19 protein-coding genes are annotated in these 20,564 nt (G+C 46.7%); 11 read left to right on the forward strand and 8 right to left on the reverse strand.

What is annotated here, in order from left to right; all coding sequences use genetic code 11:
* Both C9J01_RS04925 and C9J01_RS04930 read right to left on the reverse strand, forming a co-directional pair.
* The gene (locus tag C9J01_RS04925) at positions 1–900 is read right to left on the reverse strand and encodes an HlyD family secretion protein (RefSeq protein ID WP_170114884.1); all 900 of its coding nucleotides are present in this window, start codon (positions 898–900) and stop codon (positions 1–3) included.
* Positions 901–1,237: 337 nt separating this feature from the next.
* Positions 1,238–2,182: a LysR family transcriptional regulator gene (locus C9J01_RS04930; protein WP_107296969.1), complete on the reverse strand. Its 945-nt coding sequence runs from the start codon at positions 2,180–2,182 to the stop codon at positions 1,238–1,240.
* 139 nt (positions 2,183–2,321) lie between these two features.
* Between C9J01_RS04930 and C9J01_RS04935 the strand changes: the two genes are divergently transcribed.
* The 3 genes from C9J01_RS04935 (at position 2,322) to C9J01_RS04945 (ending at position 5,254) form a co-directional block, all read left to right on the forward strand.
* The gene (locus C9J01_RS04935) at positions 2,322–3,326 is read left to right on the forward strand and encodes a zinc-binding alcohol dehydrogenase family protein (protein ID WP_107296970.1); all 1,005 of its coding nucleotides are present in this window, start codon (positions 2,322–2,324) and stop codon (positions 3,324–3,326) included.
* A gap of 261 nt (positions 3,327–3,587) precedes the next feature.
* Positions 3,588–4,631, forward strand: coding sequence for a GMP reductase (locus C9J01_RS04940; protein ID WP_107296960.1), 1,044 nt, complete (start codon positions 3,588–3,590; stop codon positions 4,629–4,631).
* Positions 4,632–4,999: 368 nt separating this feature from the next.
* The gene (locus C9J01_RS04945) at positions 5,000–5,254 is read left to right on the forward strand and encodes a hypothetical protein (RefSeq protein ID WP_107296971.1); all 255 of its coding nucleotides are present in this window, start codon (positions 5,000–5,002) and stop codon (positions 5,252–5,254) included.
* Positions 5,255–5,453: 199 nt separating this feature from the next.
* Here C9J01_RS04945 and C9J01_RS04950 read toward each other — a convergent pair whose 3' ends face one another.
* On the reverse strand, positions 5,454–6,119 hold the full coding sequence (locus C9J01_RS04950) for a haloacid dehalogenase type II (RefSeq protein WP_107296972.1): 666 nt from the start codon (positions 6,117–6,119) through the stop codon (positions 5,454–5,456).
* A 63-nt stretch (positions 6,120–6,182) separates the two neighbouring features.
* Positions 6,183–6,872 carry a glutathione S-transferase family protein gene (locus tag C9J01_RS04955; RefSeq protein WP_107296973.1) on the reverse strand — a complete coding sequence of 230 codons (690 nt, stop codon included), beginning with the start codon at positions 6,870–6,872 and terminating at the stop codon, positions 6,183–6,185.
* 295 nt (positions 6,873–7,167) lie between these two features.
* On the opposite strand from C9J01_RS04955, the gene C9J01_RS04960 reads away from it, so the two are divergent.
* The 3 genes from C9J01_RS04960 to C9J01_RS29755 all read left to right on the forward strand — a co-directional run bounded on the left by C9J01_RS04960 (position 7,168) and on the right by C9J01_RS29755 (position 11,671).
* Positions 7,168–9,825: a molybdopterin-dependent oxidoreductase gene (locus C9J01_RS04960; protein WP_107296974.1), complete on the forward strand. Its 2,658-nt coding sequence runs from the start codon at positions 7,168–7,170 to the stop codon at positions 9,823–9,825.
* Positions 9,826–9,965: 140 nt separating this feature from the next.
* On the forward strand, positions 9,966–11,336 hold the full coding sequence (locus tag C9J01_RS04965) for an FAD-binding oxidoreductase (RefSeq protein ID WP_107296975.1): 1,371 nt from the start codon (positions 9,966–9,968) through the stop codon (positions 11,334–11,336).
* 167 nt (positions 11,337–11,503) lie between these two features.
* Positions 11,504–11,671 (forward strand): hypothetical protein, encoded by a 168-nt coding sequence (locus tag C9J01_RS29755; protein ID WP_170114875.1) that lies wholly within the window; start codon positions 11,504–11,506, stop codon positions 11,669–11,671.
* Positions 11,672–11,865: 194 nt separating this feature from the next.
* On the opposite strand, the gene C9J01_RS04970 is transcribed toward C9J01_RS29755, so the two are convergent.
* On the reverse strand, positions 11,866–12,348 hold the full coding sequence (locus C9J01_RS04970) for a GNAT family N-acetyltransferase (protein WP_107296976.1): 483 nt from the start codon (positions 12,346–12,348) through the stop codon (positions 11,866–11,868).
* A gap of 283 nt (positions 12,349–12,631) precedes the next feature.
* Between C9J01_RS04970 and ylqF the strand changes: the two genes are divergently transcribed.
* From ylqF to C9J01_RS04990, 4 genes are all read left to right on the forward strand, one after another.
* Positions 12,632–13,585 carry a ribosome biogenesis GTPase YlqF gene (gene ylqF, locus C9J01_RS04975; RefSeq protein ID WP_107296977.1) on the forward strand — a complete coding sequence of 318 codons (954 nt, stop codon included), beginning with the start codon at positions 12,632–12,634 and terminating at the stop codon, positions 13,583–13,585.
* A gap of 232 nt (positions 13,586–13,817) precedes the next feature.
* Positions 13,818–14,204, forward strand: coding sequence for a hypothetical protein (locus tag C9J01_RS04980; RefSeq protein WP_107296978.1), 387 nt, complete (start codon positions 13,818–13,820; stop codon positions 14,202–14,204).
* Positions 14,205–14,275: 71 nt separating this feature from the next.
* The gene (locus tag C9J01_RS04985) at positions 14,276–16,378 is read left to right on the forward strand and encodes a protein-disulfide reductase DsbD family protein (RefSeq protein WP_107296979.1); all 2,103 of its coding nucleotides are present in this window, start codon (positions 14,276–14,278) and stop codon (positions 16,376–16,378) included.
* A complete protein-coding gene (locus C9J01_RS04990; protein ID WP_237156874.1) occupies positions 16,378–16,923 on the forward strand; it encodes a protein disulfide oxidoreductase in 546 nt (181 codons plus the stop codon). Before C9J01_RS04985 ends, C9J01_RS04990 begins: the two co-directional genes overlap by 1 nt.
* Positions 16,924–17,032: 109 nt before the next feature.
* Here the strand turns inward: C9J01_RS04990 and C9J01_RS04995 are convergent, their stop codons facing one another.
* Complete coding sequence (locus C9J01_RS04995; RefSeq protein ID WP_107296980.1) at positions 17,033–17,551, reverse strand: aminoacyl-tRNA deacylase; 519 nt, start codon at positions 17,549–17,551, stop codon at positions 17,033–17,035.
* 156 nt (positions 17,552–17,707) lie between these two features.
* A complete protein-coding gene (locus C9J01_RS05000; protein WP_107296981.1) occupies positions 17,708–18,223 on the reverse strand; it encodes an NlpC/P60 family protein in 516 nt (171 codons plus the stop codon).
* A 588-nt stretch (positions 18,224–18,811) separates the two neighbouring features.
* Between C9J01_RS05000 and C9J01_RS05005 the strand changes: the two genes are divergently transcribed.
* The gene (locus tag C9J01_RS05005) at positions 18,812–19,573 is read left to right on the forward strand and encodes a 1-acylglycerol-3-phosphate O-acyltransferase (RefSeq protein WP_107296982.1); all 762 of its coding nucleotides are present in this window, start codon (positions 18,812–18,814) and stop codon (positions 19,571–19,573) included.
* Between the two features lie 69 nt (positions 19,574–19,642).
* Here C9J01_RS05005 and C9J01_RS05010 read toward each other — a convergent pair whose 3' ends face one another.
* Positions 19,643–20,497, reverse strand: a complete 855-nt coding sequence (locus tag C9J01_RS05010) for an alpha/beta hydrolase (RefSeq protein WP_107296983.1) — start codon at positions 20,495–20,497, stop codon at positions 19,643–19,645.
* Positions 20,498–20,564 lie beyond the last annotated feature (67 nt).

Genomic DNA, 20,564 nt, shown 5'->3' on the forward strand with positions numbered 1-20,564 from the left:
TCACTCTCCAGCCAATTCCACTTGGGCTGGCACACCTGATGGCAGCTGTGCCGCACTATCAGGCAAGTCGACTTCGGCAAGGTACATCAGACGGGAGCGTTCATCTTCTGTCAGGGCGTAATAAGGGGTAAATGCAGACTCGGACGAAACCCAGCGAACTGTTCCTTCAAAAGGTTGCTTTACTCCATCGACATGAACAGGGACTTTTCTACCGGGAACAAAATCGACCCGATGACTGGCTGGTACATAAACTCTTGCATAGGGAACACGGTTTGCCTGAACAACAGCAACAACACCATTTACAGGAACCCGCTCACCAAGGTTATATGGCAGGTTGTCTAAAATGCCATCACGGGTGGCAACAATAGTCAGTTCATCAAGCTTTTGTTGCTCCAAATCCACATCTGCTTTTGCGGCAGCCAATTGGGCTTTGGCTTGATCTATATCTTCCGGCCTTGAACCTGCAGTAAGTTTGCTGAACTCCTCGTTGGCGGAGTCTAATTCGGCTTTGGCTGAATCTCTTGCTGCAAGTGCACTGTCTTGTTCTGATTGGCTGATCAGTCTCCGTGTGACCAACTCAGCCTTACGGCGATAATTCTTGTCAGCCTCTGTGAGTTGCGCCTGTGCTCTTGCTACTTTGGCTTGCGCTGCGGCAATATCTTCTGGTCTTTCACCATTGGTTAGCCTAAGCAGATAAGCTTCTGCTTTAGATTGCTCGGCAATGGCATGAGCCAATATTGCCTGTTGGTTCTTACTGTCTAGCCTTACCAGCACATCCCCTTGCTGTACCGTACTGCCCTCTTTAACGGGAAGCTCTCGAATAATTTCATTGGCAGTCGCACTAAAAGTGACCCTGTCCCGCTCAAGAGTACCAAGTGCTTGGCTGGAGGGTTCCTTCATACAGCCCGCTAACAGCAATGGTAAAAACAGGATAATAGTAATACGTTGGTAATAGCTTCCTTTCATTGCCTTATCTCTTACGGTTGGTTCATTGAGTCAATGACATGAATACCTACTACTTACAGTAGCACTCAGGCAGAACCAATAACTTAGCGCCACCTCATAACTTCAACGACTGTGTTGTAAATTGAGAAGTAAAATATTACTTACCATCGAGAAAGGAAATAGCCATTTAATCACTTTCTTCCTATTGGTGAATTAATTAAGAGTTAGATAAATAAAGCCAACACCTCAATATAATCAGCACCTTAAAAACCATCCTGTATTCCAAATGGTATCAACATATATTGTGGGTAAGCTTGGAAAGTTCAGGCAGTGAGGTTGCTGACAGATATTTTTCAGCCTTGTCTGCCAAAAACTCTTTCAAGGCCTGAATCTGTGGGTTAATGACCCTTCGGCTTGCACACACCAGATACAAGGGAGCCAGTTCTGGGTCCCTGCCAATATCAATCTGCTGCAATCGCCCTGCAAGCAAGTCTTCTTTAGCATCCAATAAAGACTTGTAGGCAACCCCCTTACCAGCAAGGGCCCAGCGTCTTACCGCCTCGCCGTCATTGGCGTAGCGATTCCCCTTCACAACCAGTGTCACCTCTTGCCCATGATGGAAGAAACGCCAGCGGTTATACAAGCTCTCCCCCAGGGCAAAACACAAACAGTTGTGGCTAGCCAAATCCTCTGGAGTCTCGGGGATGCCGTGCTCGGCCAAATAGTCAGGAGAGGCACATAAAACCCGGGTATTGCCACCAGTTATCGGCAAAGCCACCAATGAAGAGTCACTTGGTTCACCATAGCGCAGTGCAACGTCGACAGGCTGGGTATACATATCTGCCAAACCATCACTCAACTGCACCCTGACTTCCAGTTTTGGATGCAGTTCCATAAACTCATCGATCCACCCCAGTAATATATTTCGACCGCAATCTGAAGGCATGGAGAGTTTAATCACACCTTGAAATTCCGCCTGTCCCTCTGAGATCGAACTGCATGCCTCAGCCATCAAACCAACGGCTTGTTCGCAGTAATTGAGAAACTGTTCCCCTTGCTGGGTGAGCCTGATGTTTCGGGTGGAGCGAATAAAGAGCAGCGCCCCCACTTCTGTTTCGAGCCTTTTCAGCGCTGCACTGGCCGCTGCTGGAGTAATATCCATATTTCTTGCTGCAGCAGAAAGACTGTGCTGCTTTGCCGTTTCTATAAAAATCTTGAGATCGTTTAGCGCTTTCACCGACAGCCCTATCTTCAAAAATTATTTGAAAGTAATTTAAACCAATACTGGTTTTTCAAATTTTCATTGTCAAATAAACTTCAACCATAGATTTGATACAGCACCTACCCTTGTGTAAGGGAAGCTAAAGGAGAACACCATGAAAGCGGTCGGCTATCAGCAATCACTACCTACTTCTGAACCTCAATCACTGGTTGATATTACCTTGCCAGAGCCTGTTGCTACTGGCACTGACATCTTGGTTGAAGTCAAAGCTATCTCGGTGAATCCGGTAGACACTAAGGTACGTATGCGTGCAGCGCCTGAACAAGGCGAATATAAAGTATTGGGCTGGGATGCCGCAGGTATCGTCAAAGCTGTCGGCCCTGATGCCACCTTATTCAAGCCAGGTGACAAAGTTTGGTATGCCGGTGACCTTACCCGTTCAGGCTCCAATGCCGAGTTGCAGTTAGTCGATGAAAAAATTGTCGGCCACATGCCAGAGGAACTGAGTTTTGCTGAAGCAGCAGCCCTACCACTCACTACAATCACTGCTTGGGAGTTGTTGTTTGACCGCCTGCAGGTGGAAAAGGAAAGTAATAAGAAACTTTTGATCATCGGCGCAGCCGGTGGTGTGGGCTCTATCATGGTCCAATTGGCGAAGAAGCTCACTAACCTGACAGTTATCGGTACCGCTTCACGCCCGGAAACCCAAGCATGGCTTGAAGAGCTTGGCGCTGATCATGTCATCAACCACCGCGAGTCGCTGAGCAAACAACTGACAGATAAAGGGCTTGGTGAAGTGGATTATGTAGTGGGCTTGACCAACTCGGATGATCACCTTGGCGAGATTGTCGAATCAATCAAACCACAAGGTAAATTCGGCTTGATTGATGATCCAGCATCGTTTGATATCTTGCAACTCAAGCGCAAAAGCATTTCATTGCATTGGGAATTTATGTATACCCGCTCATTATTTGGCACTGAAGACATGATTGAACAGCATCACCTGCTCAACAATGTGGCAAAAATGGTCGATAACGGGGACATAAAATCAACAGTTGCTCATCAGGGCGGTACGATTTGCGCAGATAATTTGAAAAAAGCACATGAACTGTTGGAGTCACAAAAGGCATTGGGCAAAATCGTGCTTGAAGGTTTCTAATTAATAATCAGAAACTTGAGAACAAATAAGAGAAGAATTACGAAGGTAGCAGGCAGGTGTCTAGGTGCTATCTTCGTAAAGGTAACACAAAAAAATTTATATTATTAGACTTGTTAAAAAACTTTCTCTACCTATAATGCTGAAAACCGGAGCGTCTGCCAACGCTCCGGTTTTTTTGTGCCTGCAACATGGTGAACCTGATTGCTATCTGCCAATAGCAACAAGCCATGATGCAAAATTCGATAAGATAAGGAATGACCAATGCGTATCGAACAAGACTTGAAACTGGGTTTTAAAGATGTACTGTTTCGTCCAAAACGTTCAACCCTAAAAAGCCGTTCTCAAGTTGAATTAACCCGCGATTTTACATTCAAGCATAGCGGTCGTCAATGGTCTGGTGTACCTATTATTGCTGCCAATATGGACTCTGTTGGTAGCTTCGAAATGACTGCTGCCCTTGCCAAGCACGGCGTAATGACCGCTGTTCACAAGCACTACACTGTCGCTGACTGGGCCGAGTTCGTTAAAAACAACGACGCTAGCGTGCTGAACAACGCAATGGTTTCTACTGGTACCTCTGACGCTGACTTCCAGAAGACCAAAGACATCATGGAGCTGTCTGACGACCTTATCTTCATCTGTATCGATATTGCCAACGGCTACTCTGAGCACCTTGTACAATACGTACAGAAAGTTCGTGCCGAGTTCCCTAACAAAGTTATCAGTGCCGGTAACGTAGTAACGGGCGACATGGTTGAAGAGCTTATCCTTGCTGGTGCTGACATCGTTAAAGTTGGTATCGGCCCTGGCTCTGTATGTACTACCCGCGTTAAGACCGGTGTTGGTTACCCTCAGCTTTCAGCTATCATCGAGTGTGCTGACGCAGCCCACGGCCTAGGTGGCCGTATCATCGGTGACGGTGGCTGTGCTTGTGCGGGTGATGTTGCCAAAGCCTTCGGTGGCGGTGCTGACTTCGTCATGCTTGGCGGTATGCTAGCTGGCCACGAAGAGAGCAACGGCGAAATCATCGAGCAAGACGGCAAGACTTTCATGAAGTTCTACGGCATGTCTTCACAAAGCGCGATGGACAAGCACTCTGGCGGTGTTGCTAAGTACCGTGCAGCAGAAGGCAAAACCGTTCTTCTGCCATTCCGTGGCCCGGTTGAGAACACTATCCAGGACATCATGGGTGGCGTACGCTCTACTTGTACTTATGTGGGTGCCGCGAAGCTGAAAGAGCTGACCAAGCGTACTACCTTCATCCGCGTACAAGAGCAAGAAAACAACGTTTTCGGTAAAGAGTAAACGTCTGGATAAGGAGAAATAGCCTCCTTACACTAGGAATAGATTTAAAAGGCCGCTTAGCAATAAGCGGCCTTTTTGCATACAAATACCACTAGAACCATTTTGATATCCATAGTTCAATAATCTAGCATGACTGTAAGGCAAGCTCTAACCACTATAAATGATTAGAGGAGAATGAAATTTTTTAATCTCATAAATTAGGATTAAAATAATACATGTGAACTTTAAGGAAAAATATTAACTTTAGCATGTATTACAAAAGGACAAAATTGTCTCTATTTAGATAAATATTATTGAGTTATATAGTGTATTAATAACAAAAACTGAACTACCCTTTTCATGAATAAATAAATTCAAGGGATAGTGTCATGAAATACATATTTGCTTTAACACTTACTTTGTGTTCTTTTTCTTCTTATGCGACAACGGATAAAGAGTTGTGTGAACAATATGGTCACGCATTAGCAGGTAATTATATTGAAAAGCAAAAGGTTTTTCTCAGTGAGCTAACGTCTCGAACCCAGCAAGGTTCTTGGTCACTAAGCACAGAAGAATGCGCAATGTATATCAAGCGTGGTAAGAATGACTTCAACTATGAGCTCGTTGAAATCGTTCTCGATTAATTATCGCCTAGTACCAAAATGTAATTTGGGGCCACAGTAAACACCCGATAAATAAACCGATGCCAAAGATAAAAAACCAGCGGACTGACCGCTGGTTCTTTATAAATTACCTGAGTGTTCTACTCTGTAAACTGACTGGTTCGGGGGCAAGGTAATACGATTCACTTCCATTAAACGGCATTTAAAATCCGTATTACCCTCAACCAATAATTGCTTCAACAATCTCATCCATTGTCTTCCCGGTTATATCAGGTTTCTTATACAACGGATTATATGGCCAATTCAAACGGTCGATATAAGCGGCCTTCATACCTACGTTGAGTGCACCATGCGTGTCCCAATCGTGGGTTGCCACCAAGCGTAAATTCTCTACTGGCAAATTCAACCTTCCAGCCAAATAACCGTAAGCAGCGGGATCAGGCTTGAAGCTTCCAACTTCTTCAACTGATACGATTTCATCGAAGTACTCCTCCAAGCCTGCCTGTTTAATTTGAGTAGAAACCAAGTTTAGCGATGAGTTTGAAAACGCTACCGTTTTATACCCAGCAGACCGCAAGCGGAATAATGCTCTTTTTATATCATCATGGGGTTGAAGGCTAGCGAATATTGACAGCACTTCAGCTTTCTCAACCTCCGTTAACTCAACCCCAACACGCGAGGCGACCGTATCAAGTGTGATTTTTGAGAGGGTCAGGAAATCAGTTTTCACCCCCGTTAAAATACACACGGTCGATGTATGCAGTAACATTGAAAACCATAAGCCTGTGATTTTTTCGTCACCAAAGAATTTGCCAAACTTGGGCTTTAATGAATCAAGGTTTAATACTGTTTCGTTAATATCGAAAATTATTGTGTCCTTTACCACCAAAGCCCCCTTTGAGCCGTTATTTTAATGGCTGTAGATAAGTGGCGTACTCGCCACCCCTACTTATTGTCCACGGTTTTGTTTCGGATAGTTTGATGGAAATAGCGCTCGTCGGCTTTCATCATCCACCGTTGACTTAAACTCGATATCTTTGTCAATGTTTCGAGCGATAGCCACTGCCGGGCGGTTATTCACGCTGTCGAACCAACGCTTAAGGTTAGGATACGGCGCTAACCCCTCTTCACCCAATACAACCTGTGCCTTATCAATCCAGCCCCATGCAGCCACATCTGCTATCGTGAACTCATCACTGACAATGTAGTCACGCCCTTCAAGGTGACCATCTAGCACTTCATAATGACGTTGTGCTTCCCGCAGGTATCGGTTTTTCGCATAGGGAATTTGTTCTGGTGCCATACGGTGAAAATGGACACATTGACCCGAGAATGGACCAAGCCCAGAGGCAATAAACATCATCCAGGAAAGTAACTCTGCACGGTCTTCTGACTTACCTGCCAACAACCCTGTTTTTTCAGATAGGTACAACAAGATGGCATTAGAGTCGAATACGCGGGTACCTTCATCGACAATCGCCGGAAGCTTGCCGTTTGGGTTGATCGCACGGAACTCCGCAGTATGCTGCTCCCCTTTTAACGTATCTACCGCAATCAGTTCATAAGGCAGGTCTGTTTCAGCAAGGAACAGAGCTACCTTCATTGGGTTTGGGGTTTGATGAAAATAAAACTTAAGCATTGATGACTCTCCTGATGAATGGTGTTTAGCCGTAGGCATCTGACGGCAACGTGTGATCCCTTGTAGCAAAAGGTTTTACTTAATCTAGTTGGTTAAACTATAGAACAACATGAACGATCGCTCAATATAATTTTGAACAAATGTTCAGATTTAGATTTGATCGGTTTCTAGACATCTAAGAAATCTTACTTTTCATAATGATCATTTAAAATGCAACTTTAGGCTTTATACTGTCGTTTCATCTTTATTTTTGTGAATGCCTTACTGCGTTTTCAGTAGGGCAACGGACATCAAAATGGCTATTTCACGTCGCGCATTCCTCAAAGCCTCCATTGCAACAGCGGTTGCAGCCACCGGTGGACTCACCGTTTTCCATGCTTCAACACGTTTTAACGAGGCAGGTACAACCGTTATTCCCCATGCCAGCCATTGGGGGCCCTTCAATGCCATCGTCAAAGACGGCATCCTTATCGGCGTTCAACCTTTGAAAGAACTTGACGCCATGCCTACCGAAATGCTGACCGAAGGTATTATCAGTCGTGTCTATGATAAAACCCGGATCAAATACCCAATGGTTCGCGAGTCTTACCTCGCCGACCCGAAGGGTGATAGCAAACCGCATTTACGTGGCAAAGAACCCTTCGTGAGAGTTAGCTGGGAAACGGCTTTAGCCCTTGTTGCCGATGCTATTCATACTACCGCCCAAACCCATGGCAACCAGGCACTATTTAGTAGCTCTTACGGAGGATGGTCGCATGCCGGATTGATGCGTCCACAAGTACTGCAAGGGCGGTTCTTCAATTTGATAGGCGGGCAAAGCACCACGACGGGTGATTATTCCGGCGGGGCATCCCAAGTTATCCTCCCGCACGTTATTGGTGATATGGAGGTCTATTCACCGCAGACCGCGTGGCCAGTCATTGAAGAACATACCGAGGTATTTGTCCTGATCGGTTGTGATCCGTGGAAAAACAACCGCATCGAGTTTCGAGTTGCTGACCACCAGATGTATCCCCATTGGAAACGGTTTGCCGATAAAGGCATGCATTTCATCTCGATTAACCCTCAACGTACCCGAACCGATGATGAACTGGATGCCGAGTGGGTAAAGATCGTTCCAAACACCGATACTGCCCTCTTCCTCGCTATGGCATATCATGCCTATAGCCAGAACCTGCATGACGCCGATTATCTGGAACGCTATACCGTTGGTGCCGACGAATTCATTAAGCACTTAATGGGTACACAGGATGGCACAGTAAAATCGCCCGAATGGGCTGCGGGGATAACGGGTATACCAGCTGAAAAAATTACCGAAATGGCCGAGCTTTTTGCCCGGAAGAAAACCCAATTTGCAGCAGGTTGGTCGCTGCAAAGGGCCGATCATGGTGAAATGACCCATTGGGCTATCATCAACTTCGCTGCCATGTTGGGCAAAATCGGCAAACCGGGCGAAGGCGTCGGGTTTAGTTGGCACTATGGTAACGGCGGTATGCCCCAATCAGGCGGTTTGATGCCTGTCGGTTTATCACAAGGTAAAAACCCTATCAGTGCCAACTGCCCTGCATCACGGATTTCAGAGATGCTGAATAATCCGGGAACAACATTTACCCGTGATGGTATTGAGTACACCTACCCCGACGTTAAGCTGGTCTACAACGCAGGTAATAATCTGCTATCCCACCAGCAAAACACCAATGAGCTTATTGAAGCGCTCAATAAACAGGTGGAAACGTTTATCTGCCAGGACCCTTGGTGGTGCGCTTCATCACGCTTTGCCGATATCGTATTGCCTGCTACCAGTACCCTGGAGCGTGACGATTTATCATCCGGCGGCACCTATAGCAATGACAAGATATACGCAATGCGGCAAGTCATTCAGCCTTATGGTGAAAGCTTGGATGACTTTGAGATCTTTCGCCGCTTATCCGAGATCTTTGGCGTTGAACACCAATTTACAGATGGCCTGTCCTACCCTGAAATATTGAAACGTGCTTATGGTAGCTCGTCGGCAGAACTTCCTTTTGATGCATTCTGGCAACAGGGCCATACCATGGTTACAACACCAGAAAGCGCTAATGCATGGGTACGCCACGGCGATTTCTACCGTGATCCGGAACAGTTCCCATTGCATACAACATCAGGAAAAATTGAACTGTACTGCCAAGATATCGCGAACTTTGCCATCGCAGACTGTCCGCCGATGCCGACCTTCCTAACTCCGTTTGAATATCTGGGCAACGCCAAGAACAACCAAGTACATGTTGTCAGCCCGCACCCTTATATGCGGGTACACTCGCAAATGGCTAATGCTGAGACGAGAAAATATGAAGACGTGCAGGGGCGGCAATATGTCCTCATTAATGATCAAGATGCTGAGCGCCGTGGGATCCGAAGCGGGCACTTGGTCGAAATATTCAATGACCGGGGCAAGATCATCGCAGGGGCAAAAGTGTCAGACAAAATCATGCCCGGTGTGATCAGTTTGGAAGAAGGTGCATGGCTGCAGTTTGATAGCCAAGGGCGTTGCAACAGCGGTGCAATTAATGTCATCACCTCCAGCCAAGCATGCAGCGGATTAAGTCAGGCGAATAGTGCCAACACCTGCCTAGCCTATATACAGCGCTGCCGTGACCCTGAGTCTGACAACTTGGCCTTTGAGCCCCCACAAATCGTAAGCGGAAAAAAGGCAGAGCCATTAGCAACAACAGGTATTTCAATCGCCGCAGACCAAGCAGTTCAGCAAGTAGAACAAAGCCCTGGCGAAGCCCTGTTTTACCAGCGCTGTACTCTATGCCATTCTGCCAAGGATCCTCGCCAGTACACCAAAGCACAGTGGCGGGGCATCACCAAGAGCATGTTCCCACGGGCTGGTTTGAGCCCAGATGAGCGCTCTGCGGTAATGGCATTCCTCGAAGCCAATGCAAAAGATTCATCTTCAAATAATCTATAAACACACGTAGCCCAACACATATAACTAGGCCATGCTCACACATGGCCTTTTTCATGCTTTTTGAACTGGAAAAATGTCCGCACACGTCTACAGTAATGTCTAGTACCACCACCTATGGCTATGCCATATAAGCTGACATTATGAACTCCCACCAAGAAACTCTCGGCAGTCAGTTTCAAGGAAGAATCATCGTACCTGATGACAATGATTACGATGAAGTACGGCAAATATGGAATGCGATGATAAATAAACGGCCTGCAGTTATCGCGCAATGCAGCAGTACCTCAGATGTACTTTCCGCACTCAATTACGCCAAAACTAATCACCTAGAAATCACCGTCCGTGGCGCTGGCCATAACATCGCCGGTAACTCGATTTGCGATAACGGGCTAATGATTGATCTTTCCAGAATGAAAAGTGTCACGGTTAATCCTGAAACCAAACGGGCACTTGTCCAGCCCGGAGCCACACTGGCAGATATTGATGCAGCGACCCAACAGCATGGGCTTGCGACCCCAGTGGGCATCAACTCCACCACAGGTATTTCTGGGTTAACACTAGGTGGGGGGTTTGGTTGGCTCACTCGCAAGTACGGTATGACCATCGACAACTTGGTATCAGCCCAAGTCGTAACTGCCAATGGCGGCCAGCTTACTGCGTCAAATACAGAAAATAGTGACTTGTTCTGGGCTATACGAGGCGGAGGCGGCAATTTTGGTATCATCACTGAATTTGAATTCAAGCTACACTCGGTTGGCCCTGAAGTATTAGCAGGCCTAATTGTTTTTCCGTTCGAACAAGCCAAACAAGTGCTAGAACAATATCGAGTATTTACCCAAAACGCTCCGACCGATCTCAACGTCTGGGTTGTCATGCGCCAAGCGCCACCATTACCGTTTTTACCCGAAGATGTGCATGGCAAAGAAGTCATTGTGCTGGCCATATTCTATGAAGGGGATCTAGCGCTGGGCGAAAGCTTACTTGATCCTCTACGCCAATTTGGTACACCTCATGGTGAGCATATAGGAGCCCAGCCTTACACAGCATGGCAGCAAGCCTTCGATCCGTTGCTCACTGAAGGCATGCGTAACTATTGGAAATCACATAACTTCACAGAGTTGCATGATGAGGCCTTGGATTTCTTACTGCATTACGCGGGTAACTTACCCTCACCGCACTGCGAGATCTTTATTGGTCAACTGGCAGGAGCTACTAATCAGGTCGCTTCTGATGCTATGGCCTACAGCAGCCGAGATGCAAAATTTGTTCTCAATGTTCATGCCCGCTGGGAGACGCCAGCAGAAGATGAAGGGGCCATAAACTGGGCAAGAGACTTCTTCAAAGCTACCACGCCATATGCATCTGCGGGAGCTTATGTGAACTTCATGACTGAAGAAGAAGGTGGGCGAGTAACCGCTGCCTATGACAGTAATTATCAACGACTGGTTGAACTCAAACGCCAATACGACCCTGACAACCTGTTCCACCACAACCAGAATATCAAGCCGTGATCTCATAACTACCAAGGCCGCTTGTACGGCCTTGGTATAATCTGCGACAAAATTCCCATTCGCTAAAATCATACTCGACCTAGATCAAACTTCTGTCACTTATTCTCTAAGTAACTCAATGCTATGACTACACTTATAGTGAAAATCATCATTGGGGAGGAAGAATTATGGACTTCACGCAAAAGATGAGACTAAGGGGAAAAGCCGAAGAAGATCTCTATTTCGCCGAGCAAGACAGAGCATTGATTGAAGCTCTTCACGACATGCAGAAAAAAGGTGAAATTGACAACTGGCACAAGGCAACAAGGCGTAATGAGCAAGCTGAGTCGCAATAAATCTGCTCCACACAACTTTTCGCGACTGGCAATGGCAGACAACTGCGGGCGTAGTATTGGGAAGCGTCGCTTTTCAAAGCCCAAAGCCTGCAATGCACATCATCTTTCACAGAGACTAGACCAGTCACTGCATAATATTTATTCCCTCCCCTAAAATGAATTAAGCGAGTGTATAAACACTCGCTTTAAATGTTCTAAGTGATTAACTTCTTCATATAAAGGGCTGTCCATAAATCCCCATTGGTAGCCTTGAAGCCGCTCTCCCTTTCACATACCGTAAAGCCCAGAGATTCATAGCATCGGCGTGCCGTAAGGTTGTGTTCAAAAACCGTCAACTTGAGGTGCTTGGCATTCAACGTCGTTCGGGCATACTCTTCTGCAAGCTCCACCATCTTCTTACCACACCCCTGACCTCGGATTGATGGTTCACCAATCAAGACTCGGCATAATCGGTAAGTCGACTCTGATTCATGGTACAGCTCAATGTAACCAAGTTTTTTCTCCCCCTGCTGCAAGATCAAGGGTGTGACTTGCTCGCACAGCAAGTGCTTGGAAAGTTGCTCATTATCAAGAGGGAATACAAACCGGTCACCACTCCAAAGGTGGTTAAATTCTGCTGAAGGAACCCAACTCATCAGCAGCTCTTTATCGGCCTCTGTGAAGGCGGTTAATTTCATTTGCTATTCCTTCCTTGGTGAATAAAGCGACTGTTAACTTCAACGAAATCGGGACTTCAAAGCGATCTGCCCTATCCACTCAACATTATCAAGCACCGAAAACATTTATGTATCCCGCCAGTTACGTTAAACTTCACGGCAACTGACAATCATAAGTCGCTTAGAATCTAGGATTTGCTAATTGCACTGCTACCTATTCTTGGAGACTGATTTTGGAGCGCCACTTCTTATAGTGACTACGGTACTACACTTTGGCATCCAAGCTAATAAGAGTTAACTAACAATGAGTAACACAATCCAGTGGTTTCCGGGCCACATGCACAAGGCCCGTAAAGAGATCGAAGAAGTCCTGCCTAAGGTCGATGTGATCATCGAGGTGCTTGATGCCCGCATTCCTTTTAGTAGTGAAAACCCACTGATCAAAACCTTCCGCGAGAAAACCAACAAGCCGGTTGTTAAGGTTCTGAACAAGCGCGACCTTGCTGATCCGGAAATGACCCAAATGTGGATTGAGCACCTTGAGCAAGAACAAGGGGTTAAGGCGCTGGCGATCACCACTGAGAATGTGAATGAAGTAAACAAGATCATGGATCTTTGCCGCAAGCTCGCACCGAACCGCGAAGAGATGGGCAAGAACATTCGCACTATGATCATGGGGATCCCGAATGTCGGTAAATCTACCATCATCAATACCCTTGCAGGCCGTACCGTTGCCGTAACAGGTAACCAGCCAGCGGTAACCCGCCAGCAGCAGCGAATCAACCTGCAAAATGGCATTGTGCTTTCGGACACTCCGGGGATCCTATGGCCGAAAGTGGAAAACCCACACAGTGGTTTCCGTCTGGCAGCTACCGGTGCTGTGAAAGACACTGCTATGGATTACATCGATGTGGCTTTCTTTACCATCGAGTACTTGATCAAGGCATATCCTAACCTCATCAAGGCTCGTTATGATCTTGATGAAGATGAAGTACCGGAAACTGAAATCGAGCTGATGGAAGCCATTGGCCGCAAACGTGGCTGCCTGAAAGCCGGTGGCCGTGTTGATCTTCATAAAGCATCTGAAATTCTTATCAACGAACTGCGCAACGGTACGCTGGGCCAAATCACCATGGAACGCCCAGAAATGATCACCCAAGAGCTGATCGACGTAGCGATTGAAGCTGAACAAAAAGCGGAACAAAAGGCGAAGAAGAAAGAAGAACGCCGTAAGCGCTACCTGAAAAACAAGCGTTAACCAAGACTTCGGATACCAATGACTAGCCCCTATATACTTCTGTATATAGGGGCTTTTTTATCCGATACACCGTAATATTTTCCGCAGGGTGATTGGACTCAATCTTGCACATTGGTTGCGGTATAGAAAGAAAACAGAGAAAATGGCTATCTGTTTGCTTACAGTGAAACTTTTCTTTCCTCGAACGGTCTGAATGTCATTGTAAAGGGTCTGTTCGCTACTGAGATTGTCGATGCGCAAAGCGATAAAACACAACCAAGCAGCCAAGTATACCTTGCTGTTAGTCATGGTCGTCATTTTTGTCTGTTCCGGGCAAAATTTCGGCTTTGCGTCTGCGTGCACCCTAAACGCTTCAACCTATGAATCCGAACAGTCTGTATCGGCTTCAATCCAGAACCAGAAATCCAGTGACGACCCAGCAGAACAAGGCCACTGCACCCTTGCAGACCACCTACTACAGATGCACCAGCAGTCTGTTGAGCATGCCATTGTCAGTATGTTCATCGTGGTACTGGCGCTACTGATCTATGCTGTGGTCACCAAAGCCACACCTGTCTTCACCGAACCTATTCCTCCTACACGGCGGCGCCACCTCACGCTGTGTGTGTTCCGAGAATAAACCTAAGCCTTTCTCCTCAAGTCCAGCTTGAGAACGCTTTTGTTATTCTTGGAGTTATTACATTGAAAAATATGATTTTTAAACGATTTTCCGCACTGACTGCACTGCTTATTCTAATCAGCAGCCTTTTCTCGTTCTCGGCTTCTGCCGTTGAGTATTCTACCGGTTGGCTACAAAACCCAGACCACCCGCCAGTTCAGTTGCGCTACATGCTGACAGGCCAGCAAGACCCACAAAACCAAACGGTCGAGGCCCTGCTGGAAGTGAGACTCGACACCGACTGGAAAACCTACTGGCGTAGCCCCGGCGAAGGCGGTGTCGCACCATCTATCGACTGGTCGCTATCCAACAACCTCGATGAAGTCGAGTGGCATTGGCCAATGCCCAAACGTTATGAGTTCTTGGGTGTTGAAACGTTAGGCTATAAGCACACCATCATCTTCCCGATGACGATCCACGTTGAAGACATGTCTAAGCCGGTATTCCTCTCAGGCATCCTGACCATGTCTTCGTGCACCAATATTTGTGTATTGACCGACTACGAAATTTTCCTCGATTTCAATCCAGCCAACCTGACGGCTTCCGAGCAGGCCATGCATCTGTACAACCAAGGCATGAGCCATGTACCGACAGAGCAGCCGAGTGTTGATATCAAGGCCCTTTCATTCGACAAAGACAACAAAGTCTTATCTGTCGTTGCCAGCAACACGCTGGGCTGGAACCAACCAGACGTATTTATCGACGGTGAGTCGCAGAACGTCCAGGATGCTTCTTTCCTAAAACCAACGGTCAATGTCGAGGGCAACACCCTAACCGCACAAATGAAAGTGAGCAGTTGGTTCGGCGAGCCTAAATTACTGGGCGAAACACTCAACATCACCATCAGCGACACCGACTTCTCTGTCGAGACAACAGGGGTTGCCAATGATATTCCCGTTACCATTACCGCAAGCAACAATAACCTACTCGAAATTATCGGTATTGCCCTGCTTGGTGGCCTTATCCTCAACATCATGCCATGTGTGCTGCCGGTATTGGGCATGAAGTTAAGCAGTGTGATAGCCGCTGAAGGATTGGAAAAGCGCCAAATCCGTATGCAGTTCCTGTCATCGGCAGCCGGTATCCTGACCTCTTTCTGGTTATTGGCAGGTTTCCTGATCGCACTTAAGCTTTCAGGCCAGGCGCTCGGATGGGGGGTACAGTTCCAGAGCCCTTACTTCATTGGCGCAATGGTGATCATCACCGCCCTGTTTGCGGCCAACATGCTTGGCCTGTTTGAAATTCGCCTATCTAGCGGGGCCAATACTTGGATGGCGACTAAAGGTGACGACTCTTATGTCGGTCACTTTGTCCAAGGAATGTTCGCTACCTTGTTGGCGACTCCTTGTAGTGCTCCTTTCCTTGGCACTGCCGTGGCCTTCGCACTTGGTGCTGATATTATAACCCTAGTTGCGATCTTTACCGCATTGGCGATTGGTATGGCTGCGCCTTGGCTACTGATTGCCCTCTTCCCTCGCCTTGCGAACCTGCTGCCAAAACCTGGCATGTGGATGGATAAGGTCAAGAGCCTGTTCGGTTTGATGATGCTGGCAACCAGCTTGTGGTTACTAAGCTTGATGACCAGCTTCTTCTCAACTGCTGCCGTCATTCTTATTGGCGTATTAATGGTTGTGGTTTTACTGTGGCGCCTAGGGAAAGTCAAAGGCCGCAAACCGGTTATTCTGGCGATGGCTTTCATCATTGTGGGTTCCGGCGGCGGTTTGATTGCTGGCAGTATGACTGCCGATAATTGGGCAACGCCACTACCGCAAGACCATGCTTGGCAACCACTCAATATTGATGCCATCCAGCAACAAGTGAGCCAAGGCAAGACAGTCTTCGTCGATGTAACAGCAGATTGGTGTATTACCTGTAAGGTCAACAAGGTCAGCGTACTACTGCAAGATCCAGTGTACTCTGCACTCGAGCAAGACCATATTGTGCTGATGAAAGGCGATTGGACTAAGCCTTCTGACTATGTCACAGGCTACCTTCGCTCCAATGGTCGCTTTGGTGTGCCATTCAACATCGTCTATGGGCCCAATGCACCGACAGGCATTGCCCTACCGGTTATCCTGACCAGTAATGATGTTATCAAGGCAATTGAGACGGCGAGCGGCAAGGGAGTAGAATAATGACATCGAAGTCGTCGGATAAAACGGTTAAAGATGGGAACTCAAAACCTTCAAGGCTGATGAAATGGCTGAGGGAAGCCATCCTAATGGTCCTTGTGCTAATTGCTGTTTCAACAGGCTTGGATGTATGGCGAAGTCAAAGTATGCCACAAGACGCCATTCCGCCCTTGGTTGCCCAGTCAACCACAGGCGAGCACATCGATCTTATCGCTCGTAGCCATGAAAAGCCGGTTATGGTTTATTTCTGGGGGACATGGTGTAGTGTCTGCCGGTTTGTCAGCCCAACGATTAATTGGCTGGATGATAGCTATGATGTAGTTTCTATTGCGGTCAATTCAGGTGATAACCGTCGCCTTAATGCCTACCTTGACCACCATGAGTACAGTTTTGCGACTATCAATGATGACCGAGGCAGTCTGATGCGGGAGTGGGGAATTTCTGCCGTCCCTTCTGTCTTCATCATCAAAGATGGAGAAGTGTCTTCTGTAACCACAGGTTTTAGCACCCCTCCAGGTTTGTGGCTCAGGATGCAGTTGGCGAGTTGAGGAATAACTGCCAGTTAGTACTCGCTACCTGCGTTACCAATAAAAACAGCCCAGTCTATGACTGGGCTGAGTTTTATATAACTAATCTAGCATCGCGGTAATGCCGGTGTTACTCCCACTCCCAATGCCTACCTTCATGACCATCTGAAAACATCATCCGGTAACCACTGATATTTCTATGGGGGATATCATGCATGATTTTGTGGAACTGTTTGCTGTCGACATGAATCAAGTTCTCATGGTCACCCGATTCAATAAACAGCTCATCTTGATCAAACAGCATATCATCCACCAGCATATCTACTTGATATGCTTGGCCAATTGATGGAACCGCACCGGGTTCACAGTCTTGGAATATCGCGGATAACTCATGTTCACCGACAAGGAAATATTGTTTCCCCATCATGCGGCTGATCTTGTCTATCATTACGCGGCGGTTTGAAGGAACAACAGCCATCAAAAACTCACCGTTTTGGTCTTTTAGCATTACAGCCTTCGCAACTTGCGAGGTTGGTACATGGGCCGATATGGCCGAGCTAAATGACGTATCAGTATGTTTATGCCGAGTTAAACTGAAGTCGACATTGTGGCTGTTGAGGAATTGCCCTACTGTCAGTGCCATAGCCATGGGATCACCTCCTGATCTATCACCAAGCCACTTCCTTAGGATAGAAAACGAGCCTGATGGAAACTGGGCCTACAGCATCAGTATGGGAGGGGATAGAGGATTTCGCGAGCTAAATTCAGGACTAGAGCCGTAAAGAATTTCACACAGAAACGAGTCTTATTGAACAACCCTTCTCGCCTGCCAGTAAGTACTGCGCCAATAAGGGTTTTTAAGGTTTGAAATCATCACGCCTTGCGACGTTGAAGCATGGAGGAATTGGGACTCACCTAGGTAGATACCGACATGACGCAGAGTGCGCCCGGTCTTGAAGAAAACAAGATCGCCTTCTTGCAGCTCAGTGATTGCGACCCATTTACCCTGTCTGACCTGCTCGCTTGTGGTTCGCGGCAGTTTTTTCTGGAACACTTCGGCAAGGCCGATCTGAACAAAGGCCGAGCAATCTATACCCGCTTTGGTAGTCCCTCCTAGCCGATATGGAGTGCCTTGCCATTGGCGGTAAACGGAGTCGAGAGACGGAGACTGGTGGATCGGGACATTCATTTCAACAAATTCATAGCGCGGATTATTGGCCTGCTGTTCACTAGACGCATCATCGCCCTCTAATGAGTCTGGGGACGAGGAACACCCCGAAAGCCAAATTGTCAAAGCCAGTGATAGTAACTGCTTCTTCACTGTGGTTGACTCCTGTGCTGCGTCAATAAGGTCTGACTATGAATTTTTTGTGGTAATAATCTACTAGGTTAGTCAAAAAATGCAGCCTCGAAAACATTATTATGCGATTAAGGCAAATTTTTGACATAACTGATGAGAAAGTCAGCAAGAGCGGCAGGTAGCAAGGAAATGAGCAAAAAAAAGGCTGACAATCGTCAGCCTATAAAACTCCACACAACAGAAGAGATAAACGCTCAGCGAGCACCCAAGCAAAGAGTGTGCACTGCATCTATCAGAAGTATTTATCGCTTTAATTCAGTTACTTATCCAGTACTTTTTGACTGATACAGATACAACTGCGAGCAACTTCACGCATTTATGAACATCAGCACAAGATTTACCTTATCTGTTCGCTTTTTTGCTCTAGACACAGCATGTGTTTGTAAATCAACAAAAAGTGAACTTTTCGCTGTTTTTATCGGATATTATTTAAACAGTTATGGACTTGTTATCAATTATTCTAATAAAACATGTCTCGAGTGACTGGTCATGTAACTAAAAAGATTTCATAATGCATGCAGTTTTTCATTAAATCGCTAAGGAGTAAGCGTGCTTGCATTCTTCCGTATTTCCCTCGCGGCTATTTTTATAATCTTTATGTCGCTCTTTGCACTGGTTTACTGCACTCTATTTAAGCCACGCGATCCAAAGCACGTGCATTTTTTCTGCCGCTGGTTTAATCAACTACAACGCATCGTCGGTGTTGAACTCATCCATCGTGGCCAAGAAAAAATTGTCGATACGCCAAAAGCCGTTTATATCTCTAATCACCAAAACGTTTTTGATTTCGTCACCTCACCGGGTATGCTGCCACCTCGTGCCGTCTCTATCGGTAAAAAGAGCCTGCTGTGGATCCCATTCTTCGGTCAACTTTATTGGATCACAGGTAATATCCTGATTGACCGTGAAAACAAATCCAGCGCCCGCAATACCATCCAACAAGTGGCTGATGCTATCCACAAGCGCAACCTGTCAGTATGGATGTACCCTGAAGGAACCCGCAGTAAAGGGCGAGGGCTACTACCATTTAAGACCGGTGCTTTTCGCATGGCAATTGAAGCCGGCGTACCAATTGTGCCTATGTGCGTAAGCTCAATTCACAACAAGATTTCACTTTCCAACCGTGACAATGGCATTGTCATTGCCGAGATGATGGATCCCATTGATGTATCAGGCTACGAACTGGCAGATGCCCGCAAACTAGCCGACCATTGCCACGAACTGATGGAAAAGAAAATTGCAGAGTTAGATGCTGAAGTAGCCCAACTCGAGCAAGCTCGCTCAGAAAATAAAGTGACAGCCAGCTCTTAACATGCCCCGAGAATGCACAAAAGGCTTGCCAATAATGGCAAGCCTTTTTAGTTTCAGCACTACATACCTTTAGTGTTCATCGCTAACAAGTAAATCGAACCCGCTTTTGAGCTGCTCACTTTGTAAGATCCTGCCGTGGCCCAATCCTTCTGTTGCAATCAAAGTCACATGTTGGTTAGCACTTGCTAGCTCAGAATGCGCATAGGAAGCAAAGCGGTCATATTTATCGTGTACAATCACCGATTTCGCTCCCCTGCCCTCCAAACGATGCATCGGATCAATACTATCCAGCGGATATTGATACTGCTTGGCAATATCGTCCACAACATCATGGAAAAGCTTCATCGAATAACCAGACTGTGCCACTGCAGACACTAGGTTCTCGGTATAATTTAAGACAGGTGCAACTAACAATACAGGTTTGTCTTGTAACTGTGGATGGCGGCTTTCTAGCACCATTGCACCGCCCATACTATGGGCAACAACCCCAGCAATCGATTCCTGCTGTTCCAGAATACTGTCAAATGCTGCAACAAAGCCTGGTAAGTGACCAAACCGTCCCTCGCTCTCCCCATGGGCTGGGTTATCAAAAGCCAGCGCCTTGTAGCCTGAAGCCGCTATATGTTCCATCAGTGAGTAGAACTGACGTGATGATCCTGACCAACCATGGCCTAGAACCCATGTAGGGCCTTCTCCCAAGCTGTAGGTCATCATCATGCCTTCAGAGGTTTGAACCGGCTTTTTTTCCAAACCAGTTGGCTCTTCAACTGACTTTTTACTTCGTACAGGAGTGAGTAGTACCTTACGTGCAACACGCTTAGCATGTTCAGGGGCTAGGCGATGATGCAGTGTGGTTGTTAAGTTGATTAACTTCCTGCGCACATCAAAGCCTCGACTTTTTTTGAAGTAAATTTTGCTGCTCATACTTTTCTCATCCAACTTAAATAGAACGACCGTGCTATTCTGTTTTAATTTTTAAATAGTCATTCAT

This window comes from Photobacterium rosenbergii (assembly GCF_003026455.1).
GTDB lineage: Bacteria > Pseudomonadota > Gammaproteobacteria > Enterobacterales > Vibrionaceae > Photobacterium > Photobacterium rosenbergii.

Excerpts from the sequence above, each read along its gene's own strand:
- C9J01_RS04935 (WP_107296970.1), top strand. The coding sequence starts at position 2,322 with ATGAAAGCGGTCGGCTATCAGCAATCACTACCTACTTCTGAACCTCAA.
- C9J01_RS04945 (WP_107296971.1), top strand. The coding sequence starts at position 5,000 with ATGAAATACATATTTGCTTTAACACTTACTTTGTGTTCTTTTTCTTCT.
- C9J01_RS04925 (WP_170114884.1), bottom strand. The coding sequence starts at position 900 with ATGAAGGAACCCTCCAGCCAAGCACTTGGTACTCTTGAGCGGGACAGG.
- ylqF (WP_107296977.1), top strand. The coding sequence starts at position 12,632 with ATGAGTAACACAATCCAGTGGTTTCCGGGCCACATGCACAAGGCCCGT.
- C9J01_RS04985 (WP_107296979.1), top strand. The coding sequence starts at position 14,276 with ATGATTTTTAAACGATTTTCCGCACTGACTGCACTGCTTATTCTAATC.
- C9J01_RS04995 (WP_107296980.1), bottom strand. The coding sequence starts at position 17,551 with ATGGCTATGGCACTGACAGTAGGGCAATTCCTCAACAGCCACAATGTC.
- C9J01_RS29755 (WP_170114875.1), top strand. The coding sequence starts at position 11,504 with ATGGACTTCACGCAAAAGATGAGACTAAGGGGAAAAGCCGAAGAAGAT.
- C9J01_RS04960 (WP_107296974.1), top strand. The coding sequence starts at position 7,168 with ATGGCTATTTCACGTCGCGCATTCCTCAAAGCCTCCATTGCAACAGCG.
- C9J01_RS04955 (WP_107296973.1), bottom strand. The coding sequence starts at position 6,872 with ATGCTTAAGTTTTATTTTCATCAAACCCCAAACCCAATGAAGGTAGCT.
- C9J01_RS04980 (WP_107296978.1), top strand. The coding sequence starts at position 13,818 with ATGCGCAAAGCGATAAAACACAACCAAGCAGCCAAGTATACCTTGCTG.
- C9J01_RS04970 (WP_107296976.1), bottom strand. The coding sequence starts at position 12,348 with ATGAAATTAACCGCCTTCACAGAGGCCGATAAAGAGCTGCTGATGAGT.
- C9J01_RS04990 (WP_237156874.1), top strand. The coding sequence starts at position 16,378 with ATGACATCGAAGTCGTCGGATAAAACGGTTAAAGATGGGAACTCAAAA.
- C9J01_RS04965 (WP_107296975.1), top strand. The coding sequence starts at position 9,966 with ATGAACTCCCACCAAGAAACTCTCGGCAGTCAGTTTCAAGGAAGAATC.
- C9J01_RS05010 (WP_107296983.1), bottom strand. The coding sequence starts at position 20,497 with ATGAGCAGCAAAATTTACTTCAAAAAAAGTCGAGGCTTTGATGTGCGC.
- C9J01_RS04940 (WP_107296960.1), top strand. The coding sequence starts at position 3,588 with ATGCGTATCGAACAAGACTTGAAACTGGGTTTTAAAGATGTACTGTTT.